16 protein-coding genes and 1 tRNA gene are annotated in these 17,090 nt (G+C 66.5%); 11 read left to right on the plus strand and 6 right to left on the minus strand.

Going from position 1 to position 17,090, the window contains the following annotated elements:
- The first annotated feature begins 87 nt into the window (after positions 1-87).
- Together CAFEL_RS00730 and CAFEL_RS00735 are read left to right on the plus strand one after the other, a co-directional pair.
- Positions 88-1,476, plus strand: coding sequence for a hypothetical protein (locus CAFEL_RS00730; RefSeq protein WP_194560048.1), 1,389 nt, complete (start codon positions 88-90; stop codon positions 1,474-1,476).
- A gap of 363 nt (positions 1,477-1,839) precedes the next feature.
- Positions 1,840-5,070: an alkaline phosphatase gene (locus tag CAFEL_RS00735; protein ID WP_194560049.1), complete on the plus strand. Its 3,231-nt coding sequence runs from the start codon at positions 1,840-1,842 to the stop codon at positions 5,068-5,070.
- Between the two features lie 86 nt (positions 5,071-5,156).
- Here the strand turns inward: CAFEL_RS00735 and CAFEL_RS00740 are convergent, their stop codons facing one another.
- The 3 genes from CAFEL_RS00740 to CAFEL_RS00750 all read right to left on the minus strand — a co-directional run bounded on the left by CAFEL_RS00740 (position 5,157) and on the right by CAFEL_RS00750 (position 7,200).
- Complete coding sequence (locus tag CAFEL_RS00740; RefSeq protein ID WP_194560050.1) at positions 5,157-5,903, minus strand: hypothetical protein; 747 nt, start codon at positions 5,901-5,903, stop codon at positions 5,157-5,159.
- Between the two features lie 239 nt (positions 5,904-6,142).
- Positions 6,143-6,219 (minus strand) — tRNA-Pro (locus CAFEL_RS00745).
- An 84-nt stretch (positions 6,220-6,303) separates the two neighbouring features.
- On the minus strand, positions 6,304-7,200 hold the full coding sequence (locus tag CAFEL_RS00750) for a metallophosphoesterase (RefSeq protein ID WP_290172066.1): 897 nt from the start codon (positions 7,198-7,200) through the stop codon (positions 6,304-6,306).
- A gap of 24 nt (positions 7,201-7,224) precedes the next feature.
- On the opposite strand from CAFEL_RS00750, the gene CAFEL_RS00755 reads away from it, so the two are divergent.
- Complete coding sequence (locus tag CAFEL_RS00755) at positions 7,225-7,674, plus strand: GatB/YqeY domain-containing protein (protein WP_194560052.1); 450 nt, start codon at positions 7,225-7,227, stop codon at positions 7,672-7,674.
- Here CAFEL_RS00755 and CAFEL_RS00760 read toward each other — a convergent pair.
- On the minus strand, positions 7,671-10,094 hold the full coding sequence (locus CAFEL_RS00760; protein ID WP_194560053.1) for a penicillin-binding protein: 2,424 nt from the start codon (positions 10,092-10,094) through the stop codon (positions 7,671-7,673). The genes CAFEL_RS00755 and CAFEL_RS00760 overlap by 4 nt on opposite strands.
- Positions 10,095-10,273: 179 nt before the next feature.
- Here CAFEL_RS00760 and CAFEL_RS00765 point away from each other — a divergent pair, with 179 nt between their 5' ends.
- Genes CAFEL_RS00765 through CAFEL_RS00780 form a run of 4 tightly spaced genes read left to right on the plus strand, consistent with a single transcriptional unit; the run spans position 10,274 to position 12,113 of the window.
- The gene (locus CAFEL_RS00765) at positions 10,274-10,633 is read left to right on the plus strand and encodes a WhiB family transcriptional regulator (RefSeq protein WP_194560054.1); all 360 of its coding nucleotides are present in this window, start codon (positions 10,274-10,276) and stop codon (positions 10,631-10,633) included.
- A 15-nt stretch (positions 10,634-10,648) separates the two neighbouring features.
- A complete protein-coding gene (gene sp36, locus CAFEL_RS00770) occupies positions 10,649-10,804 on the plus strand; it encodes a Sp36 family protein (RefSeq protein WP_076590059.1) in 156 nt (51 codons plus the stop codon).
- The gene (locus tag CAFEL_RS00775) at positions 10,805-11,260 is read left to right on the plus strand and encodes a RidA family protein (RefSeq protein ID WP_194560055.1); all 456 of its coding nucleotides are present in this window, start codon (positions 10,805-10,807) and stop codon (positions 11,258-11,260) included.
- A 40-nt stretch (positions 11,261-11,300) separates the two neighbouring features.
- Positions 11,301-12,113 carry an MBL fold metallo-hydrolase gene (locus CAFEL_RS00780; RefSeq protein ID WP_194560056.1) on the plus strand — a complete coding sequence of 271 codons (813 nt, stop codon included), beginning with the start codon at positions 11,301-11,303 and terminating at the stop codon, positions 12,111-12,113.
- 174 nt (positions 12,114-12,287) lie between these two features.
- On the opposite strand, the gene glxR is transcribed toward CAFEL_RS00780, so the two are convergent.
- Positions 12,288-12,971: a CRP-like cAMP-activated global transcriptional regulator GlxR gene (gene glxR, locus CAFEL_RS00785; protein ID WP_034996942.1), complete on the minus strand. Its 684-nt coding sequence runs from the start codon at positions 12,969-12,971 to the stop codon at positions 12,288-12,290.
- Positions 12,972-13,235: 264 nt separating this feature from the next.
- Between glxR and nth the strand changes: the two genes are divergently transcribed.
- The 4 genes from nth to CAFEL_RS00805 are packed head-to-tail and all read left to right on the plus strand — an operon-like array spanning position 13,236 to position 16,436.
- On the plus strand, positions 13,236-14,009 hold the full coding sequence (gene nth / locus CAFEL_RS00790) for an endonuclease III (RefSeq protein WP_194560057.1): 774 nt from the start codon (positions 13,236-13,238) through the stop codon (positions 14,007-14,009).
- On the plus strand, positions 14,006-14,539 hold the full coding sequence (locus tag CAFEL_RS00795; RefSeq protein WP_194560058.1) for a TlpA family protein disulfide reductase: 534 nt from the start codon (positions 14,006-14,008) through the stop codon (positions 14,537-14,539). Before nth ends, CAFEL_RS00795 begins: the two co-directional genes overlap by 4 nt.
- Positions 14,540-15,238, plus strand: coding sequence for an NUDIX hydrolase (locus CAFEL_RS00800; RefSeq protein ID WP_194560059.1), 699 nt, complete (start codon positions 14,540-14,542; stop codon positions 15,236-15,238).
- A gap of 10 nt (positions 15,239-15,248) precedes the next feature.
- Positions 15,249-16,436, plus strand: a complete 1,188-nt coding sequence (locus CAFEL_RS00805) for a MarP family serine protease (protein ID WP_194560060.1) — start codon at positions 15,249-15,251, stop codon at positions 16,434-16,436.
- On the opposite strand, the gene CAFEL_RS00810 is transcribed toward CAFEL_RS00805, so the two are convergent.
- Positions 16,426-16,983 carry a phage holin family protein gene (locus tag CAFEL_RS00810; RefSeq protein WP_194560061.1) on the minus strand — a complete coding sequence of 186 codons (558 nt, stop codon included), beginning with the start codon at positions 16,981-16,983 and terminating at the stop codon, positions 16,426-16,428. The genes CAFEL_RS00805 and CAFEL_RS00810 overlap by 11 nt on opposite strands.
- Positions 16,984-17,090: the final 107 nt, after the last annotated feature.

A 17,090-nucleotide genomic window follows, 5' to 3' on the forward strand; every position in this document is an offset into this window, starting at 1 on the left:
ACACGGTTCTAACGGTGCGCGTTCCCGACGATGTGCTGGCGGTGCGCCTCCCGCAGCAAGTCGGGCGCGAGTGCTAAGAACAATGCCATGAAATCGGGCAACGCGTGGCGGTTGGTGTGTGCGCTTCTGGCGCTGGTTGTCGGGGTGTTTTTGCCCATGAATCCGGCCGAAACGTGGACGAACGCGGGGCGCGATGCTGAGGTTTCGGGCGCCCCGCAGGTTGGCCCCGACAATCTCGGCGACGCGCGCCGCGCCGCCGGTGAGGCCGGGCAGCAGGCGAAGGTGCTCAAGGAGGGCGCGGGCCAGCTCGCCGCGGGCATCGGGGAGGCGCAAGGGCAAACTCAGCAGCTTATCGACACCCTCGCCACCGCCCAGTCCGGATCCCAGCAACTCGCCGACGGCATGGTCGAGCTCCAGGCCGGCACCGGCCAACTGGGCGCGGGCGCGACGCAGCTTGCGGATTCCATCGGCGAGGTGGTCGGCCAGGTGTCCGGGTTTGAGGCGGTGCGCGGCCAGGTGGTCGGCGCGATCGACCGTTCCCTGGAGGAGCTCAAGGACGCAAAGGACCCGGAGGCGGTCAAGGCCCGCAAGTCGCTGAAGGAACTGCGGGCCCAGGCAGAGACCGCCCAGCTGCCGCCGGACGTGGTGGCGAAGATGAACCAGCTTCGCGACGGCTCCCGCGACCTGGCCAACCAACTCGCCGTGCCGGGCTACGGCTACCACGACGGCATATATACAGCCACCAACGGCTCCGCCGAGCTGGCCGCGGGCTTGCGTGAGCTGCAGGCGCAGACCGGGCAGGCCACCGGCGGCATCGACGAGCTGGTCGCCGGCGTGGAAAAGATCAACCAGATGGCGGGCATGAACGCCGACAAGGTTGGCGCGGTGCGCGCGGCCCTGCCGGTGCCGGCGGCCGCGCCGGGTGCCGCAGAGAACGCGCCGGCCGGCTCCACGCTCGCCCCGGTGGCCGCGATGTTGCTCGCGGCGATGGCCGTGCTGGGAGGCACCGCACTCGCGGCGGCGGCGTGGTTCGCATCCCGCGGCCGCTGGTGGGTCCTGGGCGTCGGTTCTGTGCTTGTTGCTGCCGCGGGCACCATCCTGGCCGGGGTGATCGGGTCCGGGTTTGGTGTGCAGGAGTACGGGGTTGCGTTTGCGGGGCTGCTGCTGGGCACGCTCGCAAGCGCGGGACTTGCATCCGTGTTCAATGGAGCATTCGGCGCTAGGGCTGGTCTTGGCATGGCCGGAGTGCTTGCCTTGGTGCAGACCGGGCTCGTCGGCTGGGTGTGGCGCACCGCGACCACCGCGCAGGTCGACTCTGTGTGGGTGGCGTTGTCGCAAGCAGCGCCAATGCACTGGGTGTCCACCGCTGTCTCGGCGGGCGGCAACGGCGGCGACTACCGCGGCATCGTCTCGGCGGTGCTGCTGTCCGCTCTGCTTGCGGTGGCGGGATTGGTTGGGGCACGGGGGCGTCGTTAAGCAAACGCTTAGGTAGACAGCAGTTTCTCCGGTCCCTAAAATGTGATGTCATCTGCCACCTCTCCGTTGGGATGTGGTGACACCCGCGCTAGCCCGCGCGAAGAAAGACGGCCTCCGGAGCGATCCGGGGGACGTCTTTTGCATTGAAGGTCCGGTTGCGGGGGAGTAGTCAGACCTCTCGTGACGAATAAAACGCCGCTAGTTGAACACCGATTTCACTTACCTGCAACACATATAGGGGCCAGGAGCTGCGCCGATGTGGACGTAACCTGAAATTAACCTGAATGTCGCCTCCTGTACGCAACCTGGGAGTAGCTTGCGCCGTGGTTACAAAAACCGTCCCTCTTACCTCAAGGAATTCTTATGCGTTTCTCCTCCAAGGCAGTGGCAGCTGTCGTCAGCGTCTCCGCGCTGGCACTGGCGAACCTGCCGGTTTCTCTCGCTCAGTCCGCAGAGCAGGCGTTCAACGGCAAGGACACCTGCATCACCATTGATTCCGAAGGCAACGTCGTCGCGCCGCAGCCGGGCGACTGCACCCAGTTTGGCAAGGGCGGCCAGGGCAACTCCGACGCCCAGGCCCGCAACGTCATTTTCATCCTGGGCGACGGCATGGGCCACCAGGAGATCACCGCGGCGCGCAACTACCTCAAGGGCGCGAACGGCCGCTTCGAGGGCCTCGACGAGCTCACCGCGTCCGGCGCGTACACCACTTTCGCAATCGGTGAGGACGGCAAGCGTCAGTACGTCACCGACTCCGCCGCGTCCGCAACGGGCTGGTCCACCGGTGGAAAGACCTACAACGGCGCGCTGTCCGTGGACATCACAGGCAAGCCGCACGAGAACCTCCTGGAGATGGCCAAGAACGCCGGCATGCGCACCGGCAACGTCTCCACCGCGGAGATCCAGGACGCCACCCCGGGCGCGATGCACTCCCACATCTCCAAGCGCGGCTACTACGCGCCGTCCGGCGACGCGAAGCCGGTCAAGGGTGCTGAAGCTCGCGAAAACGGCGGCCTCGGCTCCATCTCCGAGCAGATCATCGATACCCGCGCCGACGTCACCCTGGGCGGCGGCCGCAAGTACTTCGACGCCGAGGTGCTTGCCGGCGGCGAGAACCGCAACCCGTTCCTGACCGAGAAGAACGACGGCGGCACCGACTGGGAGGCCGGCAAGTCCGTCCGCGAGAACGCGATTGCCAAGGGCTACCAGGTTGTCGACGACAAGCAGGGCCTCCAGGGCATCACCGTCGCGAACCAGGACCAGCCGGTGCTCGGCCTGTTCCACGACAAAAACATGACCCGCAAGTTCGAGCAGACCGTGCCGGTGAAGTCCGATGGCACCACCGAGCCCGAGGTTTGCAAGGAAGCTGATCGCGGCGACGAGCCGTCCGCAGCTGAAATGACCAAGAAGGCCATCGAACTTCTCGACGATCCTTCGGCGGACAAGGGCTTCTTCCTGCAGGTCGAATCCGCATCCATCGACAAGGCAGACCACGCGGCCGACGCCTGCGGAATGATCGGCGAGACCGACCAGATCGACGAGGTGATCAAGGAAGCCCTGGACTTTGCCAAGAAGGACAAGGACACCCTGATCGTGGTCACCGCCGACCACGCGCACACCGCCGAGATCATTCCGGACGGCCGCCCGTCCGTCTCTGCTGTGACCCGCCTGCAGTCCCCGAAGGACGGCGGTGCGGTCATGTCCGTCGGTTTCGGCACCCAGCCGTGGCTGGATGAGGAGGGCAACCCGGTCTTTGACAAGAAGGCAAACGGCGACCCGTTCGACACCCCGAACTTCTCCATGATGCACACCGGCACCCAGGTGCGCATCGCAGGCTTCGGCCCGGGTTCCGAGAACGTCAACGGCCAGCTCGATCAGACCGACGCCTTCTACGTCATGGCGAACGCGCTCGGACTCAACGGCGGCACCGACGGTGGCCAGAAGCCGTGGAAGATCAATAAGGACAACAAGGTCGTATCCCTGGCCAACCGGTCGAAGGCCAAGTCGGGCGACGAGCTGTGCTACCTCGTCGCCGCCGGCGAAGCTCCGAAGGTGGGCGACTGCGCCCAGTTTGGCAAGGACGGCCAGGGCATCGACAACGCCAAGGCGAAGAACGTCGTGGTCCTGATCGGCGACGGCACCGGCGACTCCGAGATCACCGCAGCCCGCAACTACCTGAAGGGCTCCGCTGGCCGCTTCGAGGGCCTGGACAACCTGGACTACACCGGGTACCTGACCACCTTCTCCCTGGATAAGGAGACTGGCCTGCCAAACTACGTGGCAGACTCCGCCGCCACCGGTACCGCGTGGAACTCCGGCGTGAAGTCGTACAACGGCGCCATCGGTGTGGACAACGCCGGTAAGCCGGTCGCCACCATGGGTGAGCTGGCCAAGGCCCGCGGGATGAAGATCGGCAACGTCTCCACCGCCGAGATCCAGGACGCCACCCCGGCTGCCTTCGCCGCGCACGCGTTCGACCGTTCCTACTACGCACCGTCCGGCGACAAGAAGGTGGCTAAGGGCGACCAGCTGCGTGAAAACGGCGGCTTGGGCTCCATCTCGGAGCAGATCGTGGACCTGCGCGCCGACGTCACCCTCGGCGGCGGCAGCAAGTACTTCGACACCGAGGTCGTTCAGGGCGGCAAGTGGAACGCCAGCGGCAACACCTGGACCGCCGGCAAGTCGGTGTTGGACAACGCGAAGGACAACGGCTACCAGGTGGTGACCAACGCGTCCGAGCTTGACGCCATCGCCGAGGCCAACTCCGACAAGCCGGTGCTGGGCCTGTTCTCCGAGGGCAACATGCCGCGCGTGCTCAACCAGTCCATCCCGACGACTGACGGCGGCGACCTGCAGCCGGCGACCTGTGTGGCGAACCCGGAGTTCACCGAGGAGACCCCGCGCCTGGGCGCGATGACCTCCAAGGCGCTCGAGCTGCTGCAGAACGACAACGGATTCCTGCTCCAGGTCGAGTCCGCGTCCCCGGACAAGGCCGACCACCAGGCGGATGCTTGCGGCCTGATCGGTGAGGTCGGTCAGCTCGACGAGGCCGTCCAGGCTGTGCAGAAGTGGGTCGAAGAGACTGGCGAGGAGACCCTCATCGTCGCCACCGCCGACCACGCCCACACCGCGCAGATCACCTACGACAACGCCAACACCGCTGGCCGCGTGACCCAGCTGACCACGGCGGATGGCTCCACCATGGCGGTCAACTTCGCCACCTCCAAGACGAACGAGGACGAGGATGCCCTCGGCGGCCAGCAGCACACCGGTGCGCAGCTGCGCGTCGCAGCATCCGGCCCGGGTGCGGCGAACGTGACTGGCCAGATCGACCAGACTGACCTGTTCTTCCTGGTCAATAACGCTCTCGGCATCGAGAGCATCAACCACGGTCTCACCTTCGACACCACGATGACGCCGGTTGAGGCCCAGCCGGAGGGCAATTCGGAGGGCTCTGCGCAGGGATCCTCGACCACCAGCCCGTTGCTGATCGCCGTGCTGTCCATCTCGGGCATCATCGGCCTGCTGTCGCTCATCGCGCTGCTCTTCCCGTTCCCGATCGATGAGGTGCTCGGCCCGATCGCGAAGCGCTAGTCGCCTCACGCCTATCGACGCCACATCCCGCCCACCCCGCAATGCTCAGGGGTGGGCGGGATATGTCGTTGACGCGGCTGTAGCGACTACATGCGCGGCATGTTCATGCCGGGCACGTTGATGCCCAGCATCGGCAACGCCGCCACGATGCCAGCCAGCGCCAGCAGGGCAGCGATCACGCCGCCGACGATGGCGGCGACATTCGGAGTGTCCTTCATGTCGCCCGGCTTGGTCTTGTCCAACGCGATGGGGGCGGTGGGGTAGTCCATGTCCTTCGCGTCGCCGCTGGCGCAGGAGGCGGCGGCTGCGGCGTTAGCTACGTCGATAAGCTGCTGGTTCATGAAGAGCATGCCGCTGGGGGTTGCGGACCATGCCTCGTAGAGCTCGGTGCCCTCGGTGAACGGGGCTTCAGCCATCGGCATGGTGGAGGGGCCGACCATCCACGCGTCCACGTCGACATCCTCGAGGGTGGTGTCGGTGGTCGGTTCGGTCTCGTCGAGCATCCGCAGTGCATCGGTGTACGGCTTGACCAGCTCAGCCGGCGGGATCGTGGAGTAGTCCGGCGCCTCGCCCTTGAGGTCGGACTCGTTTGCGGCCATGGCACCCGGGTAGACCGTCTCCACAGCGGCGATGAAATCGCGGGCGCGCTCGTGCTCGCCGATCTGCTTGGCCGCATCGAAGGTGTCCATGATGAACTCCTTCTCCATGTCCGTCAGGGTGACGGCGCAGTTGCCGTCCGCGTCCTTTTCGCCGACGGTGGCGGCGTGTGCTGGGGCGGCGACGGTGCCGAGCGCGATCGCGCACGTGGCGGCGCTGGTGATGATGCGTTTCATGTGGGCCTCCTTGAGGTGTAGGTGCGTCCTCGAAGCGGTACACACACCAGTGTGATGGGGGCCATGTTGCGAGAGCGTTAACGTGGGGGCGGGCATGCACCCCGACACTTCGCGGCCGAATCTGTCAGGCAGCCCGCATATCCCCAGGTCGGCACAAATGCCTGGCGGAATGTGTCAGAGATCCCGGGTTTAGGGCGCGCATCAAACGCGAAAACCCGCCTTGAAAGGCGGGTTTGTGCTGGTCGGGATAACAGGATTTGAACCTGCGACCTCTTCGTCCCGAACGAAGCGCGCTACCAAGCTGCGCCATATCCCGGTTGTATCTGCAGGCTCTCGCCCGCGGTACTGGCAACACATTACCCCCGGGTGGCGATTCGGCCAAAACGCCAGGTAGGTCGGCCTATTCTCCGCGCTCCACCACGCGGATCAGGCTCGCGGACGGCGGGCAGAACAGCCGCACCGGCGCGTACTTGGACTGGCCCAGGCCGTTGGAGACCTCCATCCACATCTCGCCGTACTTGTGCAGGCCGGACGCGCGTTCGCGGTCGATGTCCGCGTTGGTCACAATCGCGCGCTGACCAGGGAGGCAGATCTGCCCGCCATGGGTGTGGCCGGCCAGGGCAAGCTGGTAGCCGTCGGCCTCAAACGAATCCAGCACCCTCCTATACGGCGCGTGGAGCAGGCCAATAGACAGATCCGCGTCCCTGTTCGGCGCGCCTGCCACCTCGGAGTAACGGTCCAGCTCGTGGTGCGGGTCGTCCACGCCCGCCAGCGCCAGGCGCACCCCGGACGCCTTGAACTCCAGCCGGGCGTGGGTGGCGTCTTGCCAACCGCGCTCCACAAACGCGGCGCGCATGCCCTCCCATGGCAGGTCCTCGTACGACGGCTCGCGCTTCGCCCCGGTCAGGTACTTCAACGGGTTGACCGGCCGCGGCGCCCAGTAGTCGTTGGTGCCGAACACGAACGCGCCCGGGCGGTTCAGCAGCGGGCCCAGGGCGTCGAGCACCCACGGCACACCGCCGACATCCGACAGGTTGTCGCCGGTGTTGATCACCAGGTCCGGCTCGAGCGCGTCCAGATTGGAGACGAACTCCACCTTCTTTCGCTGCCCCGGGATCATGTGCAAGTCGGACACGTGCAGCACCCGAAACTCCCCGCGCCCGTCCAACACGCCCGGCTCAAGCAGGGGCAAGGTGTACTCGCGCAGCTGGAAATTGTTGCGTTGGGTGTACCCCCACGTCAGCGCGGCGGCGCCCGTCGATAGGCAAAGTGCTCCGATTCCCGTCAACTTCTTCACCCGCACCACTGTAATCTCGCATGCATGAGTGCACTGAAAGACCAGATCCGCGCAGACCTCAAGGAAGCCATGAAGGCGAAGGAAAAGGAGCGCACCGGCACCATCCGCATGCTGCTGGCCGCGATCCAGACCGCCGAGACCGAGGGCTCCAAGCACGAGGTGGACGACGCGGAGGTTCAGAAGATCATCGCCCGCGAGATCAAGAAGCGCCGCGAGTCCGCGGACATTTATAAAACCAACGGCCGCGACGATCTTGCTGAGGCCGAGCTCGCGGAGGCAGGCATCCTCGAGGCGTACCAGCCGAAGCAGTTGGATGACCAGGAGCTTGCCAAGCTTATCGACGAAGCTATCGCCGAAACCGGCGCCGAATCCATGGCCCAAATGGGGCAGGTCATGAAGGCCGCCACGGCGAAGGCTGAGGGCCGCGCCGACGGCAAGCGCCTGTCCGAGGCCGTCAAGGCCCGCCTGAGCTAGTTCGGGGCCCCGTCGTTGCCGACGCCGAAAGCGTCGGCGATGGCATCGCGGGCGTCGTTGAGCGATTGCTCGAGCCCCTCGATACCCGGTGGGGGAGCGGGGCTTGGCGGAGGCGGCGCGGTCGGCGACGTGGGCGCCGGCGAGGCGGCCGGCGACGCGGTGGGGCTGGCGCCGGCGCCGTCAGAGATGTTGAGGGTCACCGTGGCATTCGGGCCGTCCTGGATCGCAGAGACCACCGTGCCAGCCGGCGCGCCGGCGCCGTTAACCGTGTTCAACGTGACCGTGTACCCCTGCGCCTCAAGCTGGGACTTCGCGGCGGAGGAGTACTGGCCGACCACCGCGTCCAGCGCCCCGCGCTTGGTCCCGCGCACGTGCTCCGGGCTCGCAGGCGGCAGACCGCCCGCCGCGGCACCCGGCACCCCGGCCGCAGCCTGGAACCAGGTGTCGGCGGCCTCGTTGCCGCCGAACAGGGTGCCGTACTGGCACTGGCGCACAGGCTGGGTGCAAAGCGGGGTGGACTGCACGCCGTCGTTGTAAATGTACGGCGCTGCCGCCATGCCGCGGGTGAATCCCAAAAACGCGGTGGAGTGGTGGGACTCCGTCGTGCCGGTCTTCGCGGCCGTTTGGGCGGACCAGCCGTTGTTGCGGGCTGAGGCGGACGCGGTGCCGTCGATAACGTCCTTGGACATGCCGTGCGACAGGGCGCCGGCGACCTCCGGCGTGACGGCCTGCTCGCAGGCGGGGCGGTCGATGAAGACCTGCTTGCCGTGCTGATCCAGCACTTCCTTGATCGGGTTCGGCTCGCACCAGCGCCCGCCAGAGGCCAAGGTGGCGCCCACGTTGGACAGCTCCAGCGCGTTGACCGCCAGCGGGCCCAAGGTGAAGGCACCCATGTTCTCATCCTTCGCCGCCTGGGCGATGGAGCGGCCGTCGCCGAACGAGTTCTCGTCCGCGTACGAGCGCAAGCCCAGGCGCACCGCCAGGTCAACCACCGGAGCCACGCCGGTTTTCTGGATCAGCTCCACAAAGGTGGTGTTCGGCGACTGCGCCAACGCATCCTGCAGCGTCATACGCGGGGCGTAGGTGCCAGCGTTTTCCACGCAGTACGCGCCCGGCGGGCAGTTGGCTGCGCCGCCGCCGCCCATGCCGTAGAGCACCGAGCGCGCCGGCGTTTCCAGCATTGTGTTCAAACCGTAGCCCTGCTCCAGTGCCGCGGCGGCAGTGAAGATCTTGAACACTGAACCTGCGCCGGCACCCACCAGCGACGCCGGCTGCGGCAGGATCGTCTGGCTCTGGTCCAGGTCCAGGCCGTAGAAGCGCGAGGACGCCATGGCCAAAATGTCGCGGGAATCAGCGCCGGGGCGGACGATGTTCATCACCTCGGCCACACCCGGGGCGTAGGGGCTGACGTTGTTGCGAACCGCATTGTTGGCCACCTGCTGCACCGCCGGATCCAAGGTGGTGGTGATGGTGTAAGAGCCGTTGAGGATGGTCTCCGTGTCCAGCCCCTTGTCCTCCAGGTAGCGCAGGGCGTAGTCGCACATGAACCCCTTGTCGCCGGCGGCGATGCAGCCCTGCGGCAGCGTCTTCGGCTGCTCCAGGATGCCCAGCGGAGTGCCGGCCAAGCGGTCCGCTTCCGCCTGGTCCAGGTAGCCCTGGGCTGCCATGTTGTTCAAAACAACGTTGCGGCGCTGGGTGGCTCCCTCCGGGTTGGTGTACGGATTGAGCGCTTCGACAGACTGCAGGATGCCCACCAGGAGCGCGGCCTGTTCCGGCTTGAGGTCGCGGGCAGGCATGTCGAAGTACGTCAGCGCCGCCGCCTCGATGCCGAAGGCGTGATTGCCAAAGGAAACGAGGTTGAGGTACCTGGTCAGCACCTCGTCCTTTTCCAACGTCTTGTCCAGGTCGGAGGCCATGCGCATCTCGCGCAGCTTGCGCGGGATGGACTGCTCGGTGGCGGCGTTGGCCTCTTCCTCGTTTTCCGCGTCGATGAGCCAGAGGTAGTTCTTCACGTACTGCTGGTTGATTGTGGATGCACCCTGCTCCACACCGCCTGCGAGCACGTTGGTCACCATCGCGCGGGCGAAGCCTTGCATGTCCACGCCTTCGTGCTGGTAGAAGCGGCGGTCCTCCGTTGCCACCAGGGCGTCTTTGACGTGCTGGGAGATCCCGTCGCTGGCCACCTCGTAGCGGCGTTGCTTGAAAATCCAGGCCATGGGGGCGCCGGTGGCGTCGTTGATCGTGGTGACGCCGGGGACTTCGCCGTGCGTGAGGTCGGAGAGGTTCGACTGCATCGTCTCGTCGGTGCGGGCGACGGCGGCGCCGCCCAGACCTGCGACAGGAGCGAGGCACAGGGCAATGGCCAGCGCCGCGGCAACGAGCGCGGCCAGCAGGCTTCCTAGGGATTTCAGTGCGGACACGCCATTACCTTAAATGACTGGGCCTGCGCGCGGGAATATAAAAGACCCCCCGAAAATGTGATCCATTCGACAGAAAACTTTTTTATGTGATTATATTTACATAGACCGGAGATATACGGTCGGATGTATAAAACTGCGCCCACGAGGCGGCGCAGGCGAACGAGAAAAGGAGCACGGCTATGAGCACGGCTTTGGGTAACAGGACGCAACGAAACGCACAACGGACCACGTCCCGCAAGTGCGACGCATCCGGACATCTCGTTTTTGACCGGGGGGATTGGGTAACCCACGCACAGTGCCGCGGCAAGGACCCGGACGCCTTGTTCGTGCGCGGCGCGGAGCAGCGCAAGGCGGCCGCGATCTGCCGCGCGTGCCCGGTGCTCACCGAGTGCCGAGCGGACGCGCTGGATAACAAGGTCGAGTTCGGCGTCTGGGGCGGGCTGACGGAGCGTCAGCGCCGCGCGGTGCTGCGGAAGAACCCGCACGTGACCGACTGGGCGGAGCACCTGTCTGCCGGCGGCGAAGTTATCGGCCTGTAGGTAGTCTTGGGCGCCATGACGAAATGGGAGTACGCAACGGTTCCGTTGCTCACGCACGCCACCAAGCAAATTCTGGACACCTGGGGCGAGGACGGCTGGGAGCTCGTCTCCGTCGTTCCGGGCCCAACCCAGGACAATGTTGTCGCTTACATGAAGCGGGAGGTCGAGTAAATGTGGACTGACCGTCTGAAGGAGCTGGACATCGAGCTGCCCGCCGTCGCCGCGCCTGTGGCGGCGTACGTGCCCGCTGTCCAGGCCGGCAACCAGGTGTGGACGTCCGGCCAGCTGCCGTTTACCGACGGCAAGCTGCCCGCCACCGGAAAGGTCGGCGCGGAAGTCACCGAGGAGGCCGCCTACGGCTACGCCCGCCAGGCCGCGCTCAACGCGATCGCCGCGGTGGACGACCTCGTGGGCATCGACAACGTCGCGCGTGTGCTCAAGATCGTCGGTTTTGTCGCCTCTGACCCGGCGTTTACCGGCCAGCCAGCCGTGATCAACGGTGCCTCCGAGCTCATGCAGGAGGTCTTCGGCGAGGCCGGCGCGCACGCCCGGTCCGCAGTGGGCGTGGCTGCGCTGCCGATGGACACGCCGGTCGAGGTCGAGCTCGTCGTCGAGCTGAAGAGCTAGAACTCCAATAAACGGCTGCTAAGCGGGTACGCTGGGGCACATGCAACATCCCGCTTACAGCCAACTGCGCCCTGTGACCGCCAACGCCGCGGTGGTCCTGGCGCCGAACCCCAGCTACGCGGCGCTCGAGGGGACCAACTCCTGGGTGATCAGGGGTGAGGGGGATCAGCGAAGCATCGTCGTTGATCCGGGTCCGGAGGACGAGGGCCACCTCAACGTCCTCCACGCCAAGGCGGGGGAGGTGGCGCTGATTTTGCTGACGCACCGCCACCACGATCACGCTGATGGCGCGGAGCGTTTCCGCCAGCTCACGGGCGCGCCGGTTCGCTCGCTGGATCCGCAGTACAGCTCGGGGGCCGATCCGCTTGTCGACGGCGAAGTGGTCGCCGTCGACGGCATTACCCCACGCCTGAAGGCCGTGGCCACCCCGGGCCACACCAGCGATTCCGTGTGCTTCTTCGTCTACCCGGGCGACCCGGACTCCACCGAGCTGGAGGGCATCATCACCGGCGACACCATCGCCGGCCGCCACACCACCATGATTTCGGAGACCGACGGCGACCTGGGCAAGTACCTGGATTCCCTGGAGCTGCTGGAAGAGCAGGGCAAGGACATCCCGCTGCTGCCGGGCCACGGCCCCGAGGGCGCGGACCTGTCGGCCTATGCCCGCAAGTACATCGACCGTCGCAACCAGCGCCTGGAGCAGATCCGCGAGGCACTGAAGACCCACGGTGAAAACGCCGACATCAACACGCTCGTCGACGCCATCTACGACGACGTCGACCCGGTGCTGCGCGGCGCCGCTGAGCAGTCCACCCGCGTGGCTCTGCGCTACCTGAAGGCCGCGCCCTAAGGACGGCCGTCGTAAAAGCTGACAGCGCCGATTTTTCACCTGGGGTTTTGTCGCCCCAAATCCGCCGGAATGTCAGCTTTTGCGAGGTTTTTACGAATGACAAAACGCCAACGCTCCGACAACTCCCACCTGGGGAACTGCCGAAGCGTTGTCGATTTGTGCAAACGGGGCGCGCTACCGCGCGCGGCGGGCCAGGTGCTCGGTGTCGACGATGAGCACGCTCTTGCCCTCCAGGCGGATCCAGCCGCGGTGGGCGAAGGTGGCCAGCGCCTTGTTCACCGTCTCGCGGGAGGCGCCGACGAGCTGGGCGATTTCTTCCTGCGTCAGGTCGTGGTTGACGCGCAGCGCCCCGCCTTCGTGGGTGCCGAAGCGGTTGGCCAGCTGCAGCAGCGTCTTGGCCACGCGGCCGGGCACGTCGGTGAAGATGAGGTCCGCCAGCGAGGCGTTAGTGCGGCGCAGGCGGCGGGCCAGCACGCGCAGCAGCTGCTGGGAGATTTCCGGGTGGGTGTCAATCCAGGTGCGCAGCATGGTGGAGTCCATGGTGGCGCAGGTGACTTCGGTGACGCACACGGCGGAGGAGGTGCGCGGGCCCGGGTCGAAGATGGACAGCTCGCCGAACATGTCGGACGGGCCCATCACGGACAGCAGGTTCTCGCGGCCGTCCGGGGCGTGGCGGGCGAGCTTAATTTTGCCGTCCACGATGATGTAGAGGCGGTCGCCGGGCTCGCCTTCATCGAAGATGGTGGTGCCCTTGGGGAAGGTCACCGTGTCCATCTCGTTGATCAGCGCGGCTACTGCTTCCGGGTCCACGCCCTGGAAAATGCCGGCGCGGGCGAGTGTGTCCTGTACGCCTTCCATGAATCCTCCTCATTGCGGGACGGCCAGGGGCAGTGGTTAGAGTCACTTTCGCGTAACTTTTTAGCAGCCGTCACAGTGCGTTTCGCACTTTACCACCCATTTGCAGTCTTGGTCAGGTGGTTGGCCAAGTTGGTGTTAATCCACTACGCGCGCCTCGAGCCGCTCCATCGCCAGCGGGAATGCTCCGAGCACAAGCGGGACCAGCAGCACGAGGATCACATTCATAGGTGTCATTTTACGCCACGGGTAACTAGCATGTCCGTCATGTCCTCCACCTCTCCGAAGAAGCACCGCCGTCCTGGGGCGCACCCGGCGGCGAAGGGGGCGGAGACGGATTTAGGGCGCACCAGGAGGGCCCGCCGCATCAATCGCACGCTGGCGGAGACGTTCCCAGACGCGCACGCTGAACTGGACTTTTCCAACCCGCTGGAGCTGCTGGTGGCAACGGTGCTCTCGGCGCAGACCACTGACGTGCGCGTCAACATGGTCACGCCGGCGTTGTTTGCCAAGTACCCCACCGCCGAAGCGTACGCGGAAGCGGATCAGGCGGAGGTGGAGGAGCTCATCCGCTCCACCGGTTTTTACCGCTCGAAAGCCAAAAATCTGATTGGCCTGGGACAGAAGCTTGTCACCGATTTCGGCGGGGAAGTGCCCACCAAGCTGGAGGATCTCGTGTCGCTTCCTGGGGTGGGCCGCAAGACGGCGCACGTGGTGCGCGGCAACGCGTTCGGCATCCCGGGGTTGACGGTGGACACGCATTTCCAACGGCTGGTGGGGCGCCTCATGCTCACCGATGAGACGGACCCGGTGAAGATCGAGCACGCCATCGCCAAGCTGATTGAGCGCCGCGAGTGGACCATGTTCTCCCACCGCATCATCTTCCACGGCCGCCGCATCTGCCACGCCCGTAAACCGGCGTGCGGCGTGTGCCCGATCGCGTTCGACTGCCCCAGCTTCGGCACCGGCCCGGTCGACCCCGAGGCGGCCGCGGACCTGGTCACGGGCCCGGAGCGCGACCACATCCTGGGGCTCGCATGAAGCGCGCGATCTGGGTGAGCGTTGCGGTCATCATCGCGGCCACGGTGTTGCTCGTGTTCGGGGCGCGCAGTTTGCTTGTCGACGATCAACCTCCGGGGGAACCTGTGGCCGTCGACAAGCAAGTGCCTCAACGGCCCGATTGCCCGGCTGGTCTGGACCTGCCGTGCCTGGGCGGGGACGTGGCCGGCGACGCCAAGGAGATCACCGTGGTCAACGTGTGGGCCTGGTGGTGCCAGCCGTGCCGCGCGGAGCTGCCGGCGGTGGAGGAATTCGCGCGGACGCACCCGGAGTACACCGTGGTGGGTGTGCACGCGGACCGAAACGCCGGCAACGGCGCGGCGCTGCTGGAGGATCTCGGGGTGGGCCTGCCCAGCTACCAGGACGACTCGGGCGCGTTCGCCGCGGCGCAGGGGCTGCCGCCGGTGGTGCCGGTGACGGTGGTGCTGCGCGGCGGAGAGCAGGTGGCGGTGTTTGCCAGGGAATTCACCTCGGCCGATGAGCTCGCCGAGGCGGTCGAGGGGGCTGTGTAAGTGGACGCGCCGCTGCGCCCGGACCGCGCGCCCAGGTGGCTCGTGCCGCTGCTTGAGGCCATCGAGGATGGCGGGGCGGAAATCCCGCGCAGGCTCCTGTCGCCGCGCGTGCTGCAAAAAGACGGTGCGGATCAAGCCGCGGTGCTGATCCTGTTCGCCGGCGACCCGCGCGCCACCGAGCTGCCGGAAGACGCGCGGGTGCTGATTACCCACCGCACCCCGCGCATGCGCAGCCACTCCGGGCAGATGGCCTTTCCCGGCGGCCACATCGACGCTGACGACGGCGGGCCGGTTGGCGCCGCGCTGCGCGAAGCGTGGGAGGAAACCGGCCTGGACCCGGACCGGGTGATCCCGCTGGCCATGCTCGATGCGGCCACCACCGGCGGCAGCAACCGGCGTGTGCGCCCCGTGGTGGCGTTCACCCCGGAGCCGGGGGAGGTGTACCCGGCCAGTGAGGAGGAGACCGACGCGGTGTTTTTCGTGCCGGTTCGCGAGCTGGTGGATCCGCGAAACCGGGCGATGCTGGGCATCAAGGAGTGGTCGGGGCCCGCGTTTTGGGCGGGCGAGTTTCTGGTGTGGGGCTTTACCGGCGTGCTGCTCGCTGTGGTGCTGAAGCTGGGCGGCTGGGTGCGGCCCTGGGACGAAAAGCCCGGCGACTTGCGGGCTGCGCTGGCGCGTTCTGCCAACCGTGAGCGGTAACATCACCGAAATGTACCTGGTTATCGACGTCCTGCTCGTGCTCGCCGTCGTCGCCGCCTGTATCAGCGGTTGGCGCCAGGGGGCGCTGTCCGCGGTGCTTTCTATGGTTGGCGTTGTGGCGGGCCTGGTCATCGGTCTTGCGTTGGCGCCGTTCGCGCTGGACTTGTCGGAGTCCCAGACGGTGCGCATAGTCCTGCTCATCGCCTTGGTCGTGCTGTTTGTGGGGCTGGGCAACCTGGTCGGCGTCACCGTCGGCGGGAGCTTGCGCGGGCGTGTGCGCTCGAAGGGTCGCCGCACGCTGGATTCCGCGCTTGGCGCGACGTTCCAGTCGGTGGCGGTGGCGGCGGTGCTGTGGTTCATCTCCATTCCGCTGGCGGCCTCGGTGCCGGGCGAGATCGGCGACGGCATCCGCTCCTCCCGCGTCTTCGGCGCCATCGACGCCGCCGCCCCCGAGGCGGCATCGAAGCTGCCGGCGAGGTTCGCCGCGCTTCTCGACGAATCGGGGCTACCGCCACTGGTATCGCCCTTCCATTCGCCGGGCGGGGCGCAGGTGGCGGCGCCGGATGGGTCCGTGGTGGAGCTGGAGGTCGTGGAGAAGCTGCGCCCAAGCGTGGTGCACGTGATGGGCGACGCGGAAACCTGCCGGCGGCGCCTCATGGGCACCGGCTTTGTCATCGAGGACGGCTACGTGCTCACCAACGCGCACGTGGTGGCCGGCACTGAGCGGGTGGCCCTGGATACCGTGGTGGGGGTCAAGCCCGCGCAGGTGGTGCTGTTCGACCCCGACACCGACATTGCGGTGCTGCGCGCCGAGGAGCTGGGCCTGCCGGAGCTGCGGTGGGCCGACGACGAGCTGGCGGTGGGCGACGACGCCGTGGTGATGGGCCACCCCCGCTCCGGCCCGTTCGAGGCGGCGCCGGTGCGCATCCGCGGCAAGCTGGAAATCGCAGGCCCGGACATCTACACCACCGGGCGTGTGGAGCGCGAGGCGTACACCATCCGCGGCAACATCCGCCAGGGCAACTCCGGCGGGCCGCTGCTCACCCCGGAGGGCGAGGTCGCGGGCATGATCTTCGGGGCGTCCCTGGACACCTCAGAAACGGGATACGCGCTGACTGCACACCAAGTGCAGCAGCGCGTAGGGGATGTGCGGAGCTTAACGCGCCCCGCGGATACGCAAGCGTGCGTTAGCGGTTAACGGCGGTGGAGCCGGTGCGCGGCAAAGAGGAGCCGGTGCCGGAGGAGGTGTAAAGACCAGCCTCGTCCTTTGCCAGGTTCTTCTGTGCTTGGCCCGGCTTGAGGTTCTTCAGCTCGTTGACAGACTCGATGGTCTTCTCCGGTGCCTTGATCTTCTTGAACTTCTTGAAGCCGATGAAAGCGAGCAGGCCCGCCAGCGCCAGCATGACCAGGAAGACGATCAGGAATGCCCAGCCGCGGTGCATCCAGGACGCGAGCATCTCCGCGATGGCGAAAAAGAGGAAGAAGGAGGAGTACAGGGCGATCACGCCGGCCGCGGCGAACAGGCCGCCGCCCATCGCGCCCTTCTTCACCTCGCCGACAACCTCGGCCTTGGCCAGCTCGATCTCGCCGCGGACCAGGGTGGAAACCTGCTGGGACGCGTTAGAGATGAGGGTGCCGATGGAGTCGTTGCCCGGCTGGGTGGCGTAGGTGTCGCGCAGCGGGATGGAGTCCACCTTGGCGTTCACGGCGGTGGAGCCGCTGGTGTAGAGGCCTTCGTTGCTCACTTGTAGTTCACCTTCCTGGGTGGCTTTTACACGGCACCCGGGAAGGTGCCTGGAAATTCTTCACACGATGTTAGCGATGTATGGAGGCATTTGCCCGAATCGGGGTA

This window comes from Corynebacterium afermentans subsp. lipophilum (genome assembly GCF_030408375.1).
Taxonomy (GTDB): domain Bacteria; phylum Actinomycetota; class Actinomycetes; order Mycobacteriales; family Mycobacteriaceae; genus Corynebacterium; species Corynebacterium lipophilum.

Bases quoted from the DNA above. Each gene is read 5' to 3' on its own strand.
- CAFEL_RS00730 (WP_194560048.1), top strand. From the start codon at position 88: ATGAAATCGGGCAACGCGTGGCGGTTGGTGTGTGCGCTTCTGGCGCTG.
- CAFEL_RS00735 (WP_194560049.1), top strand. From the start codon at position 1,840: ATGCGTTTCTCCTCCAAGGCAGTGGCAGCTGTCGTCAGCGTCTCCGCG.
- CAFEL_RS00740 (WP_194560050.1), bottom strand. From the start codon at position 5,903: ATGAAACGCATCATCACCAGCGCCGCCACGTGCGCGATCGCGCTCGGC.
- CAFEL_RS00755 (WP_194560052.1), top strand. From the start codon at position 7,225: ATGAGTGCACTGAAAGACCAGATCCGCGCAGACCTCAAGGAAGCCATG.
- CAFEL_RS00765 (WP_194560054.1), top strand. From the start codon at position 10,274: ATGAGCACGGCTTTGGGTAACAGGACGCAACGAAACGCACAACGGACC.
- sp36 (WP_076590059.1), top strand. From the start codon at position 10,649: ATGACGAAATGGGAGTACGCAACGGTTCCGTTGCTCACGCACGCCACC.
- CAFEL_RS00775 (WP_194560055.1), top strand. From the start codon at position 10,805: ATGTGGACTGACCGTCTGAAGGAGCTGGACATCGAGCTGCCCGCCGTC.
- CAFEL_RS00780 (WP_194560056.1), top strand. From the start codon at position 11,301: ATGCAACATCCCGCTTACAGCCAACTGCGCCCTGTGACCGCCAACGCC.
- glxR (WP_034996942.1), bottom strand. From the start codon at position 12,971: ATGGAAGGCGTACAGGACACACTCGCCCGCGCCGGCATTTTCCAGGGC.
- nth (WP_194560057.1), top strand. From the start codon at position 13,236: ATGTCCTCCACCTCTCCGAAGAAGCACCGCCGTCCTGGGGCGCACCCG.
- CAFEL_RS00795 (WP_194560058.1), top strand. From the start codon at position 14,006: ATGAAGCGCGCGATCTGGGTGAGCGTTGCGGTCATCATCGCGGCCACG.
- CAFEL_RS00805 (WP_194560060.1), top strand. From the start codon at position 15,249: ATGTACCTGGTTATCGACGTCCTGCTCGTGCTCGCCGTCGTCGCCGCC.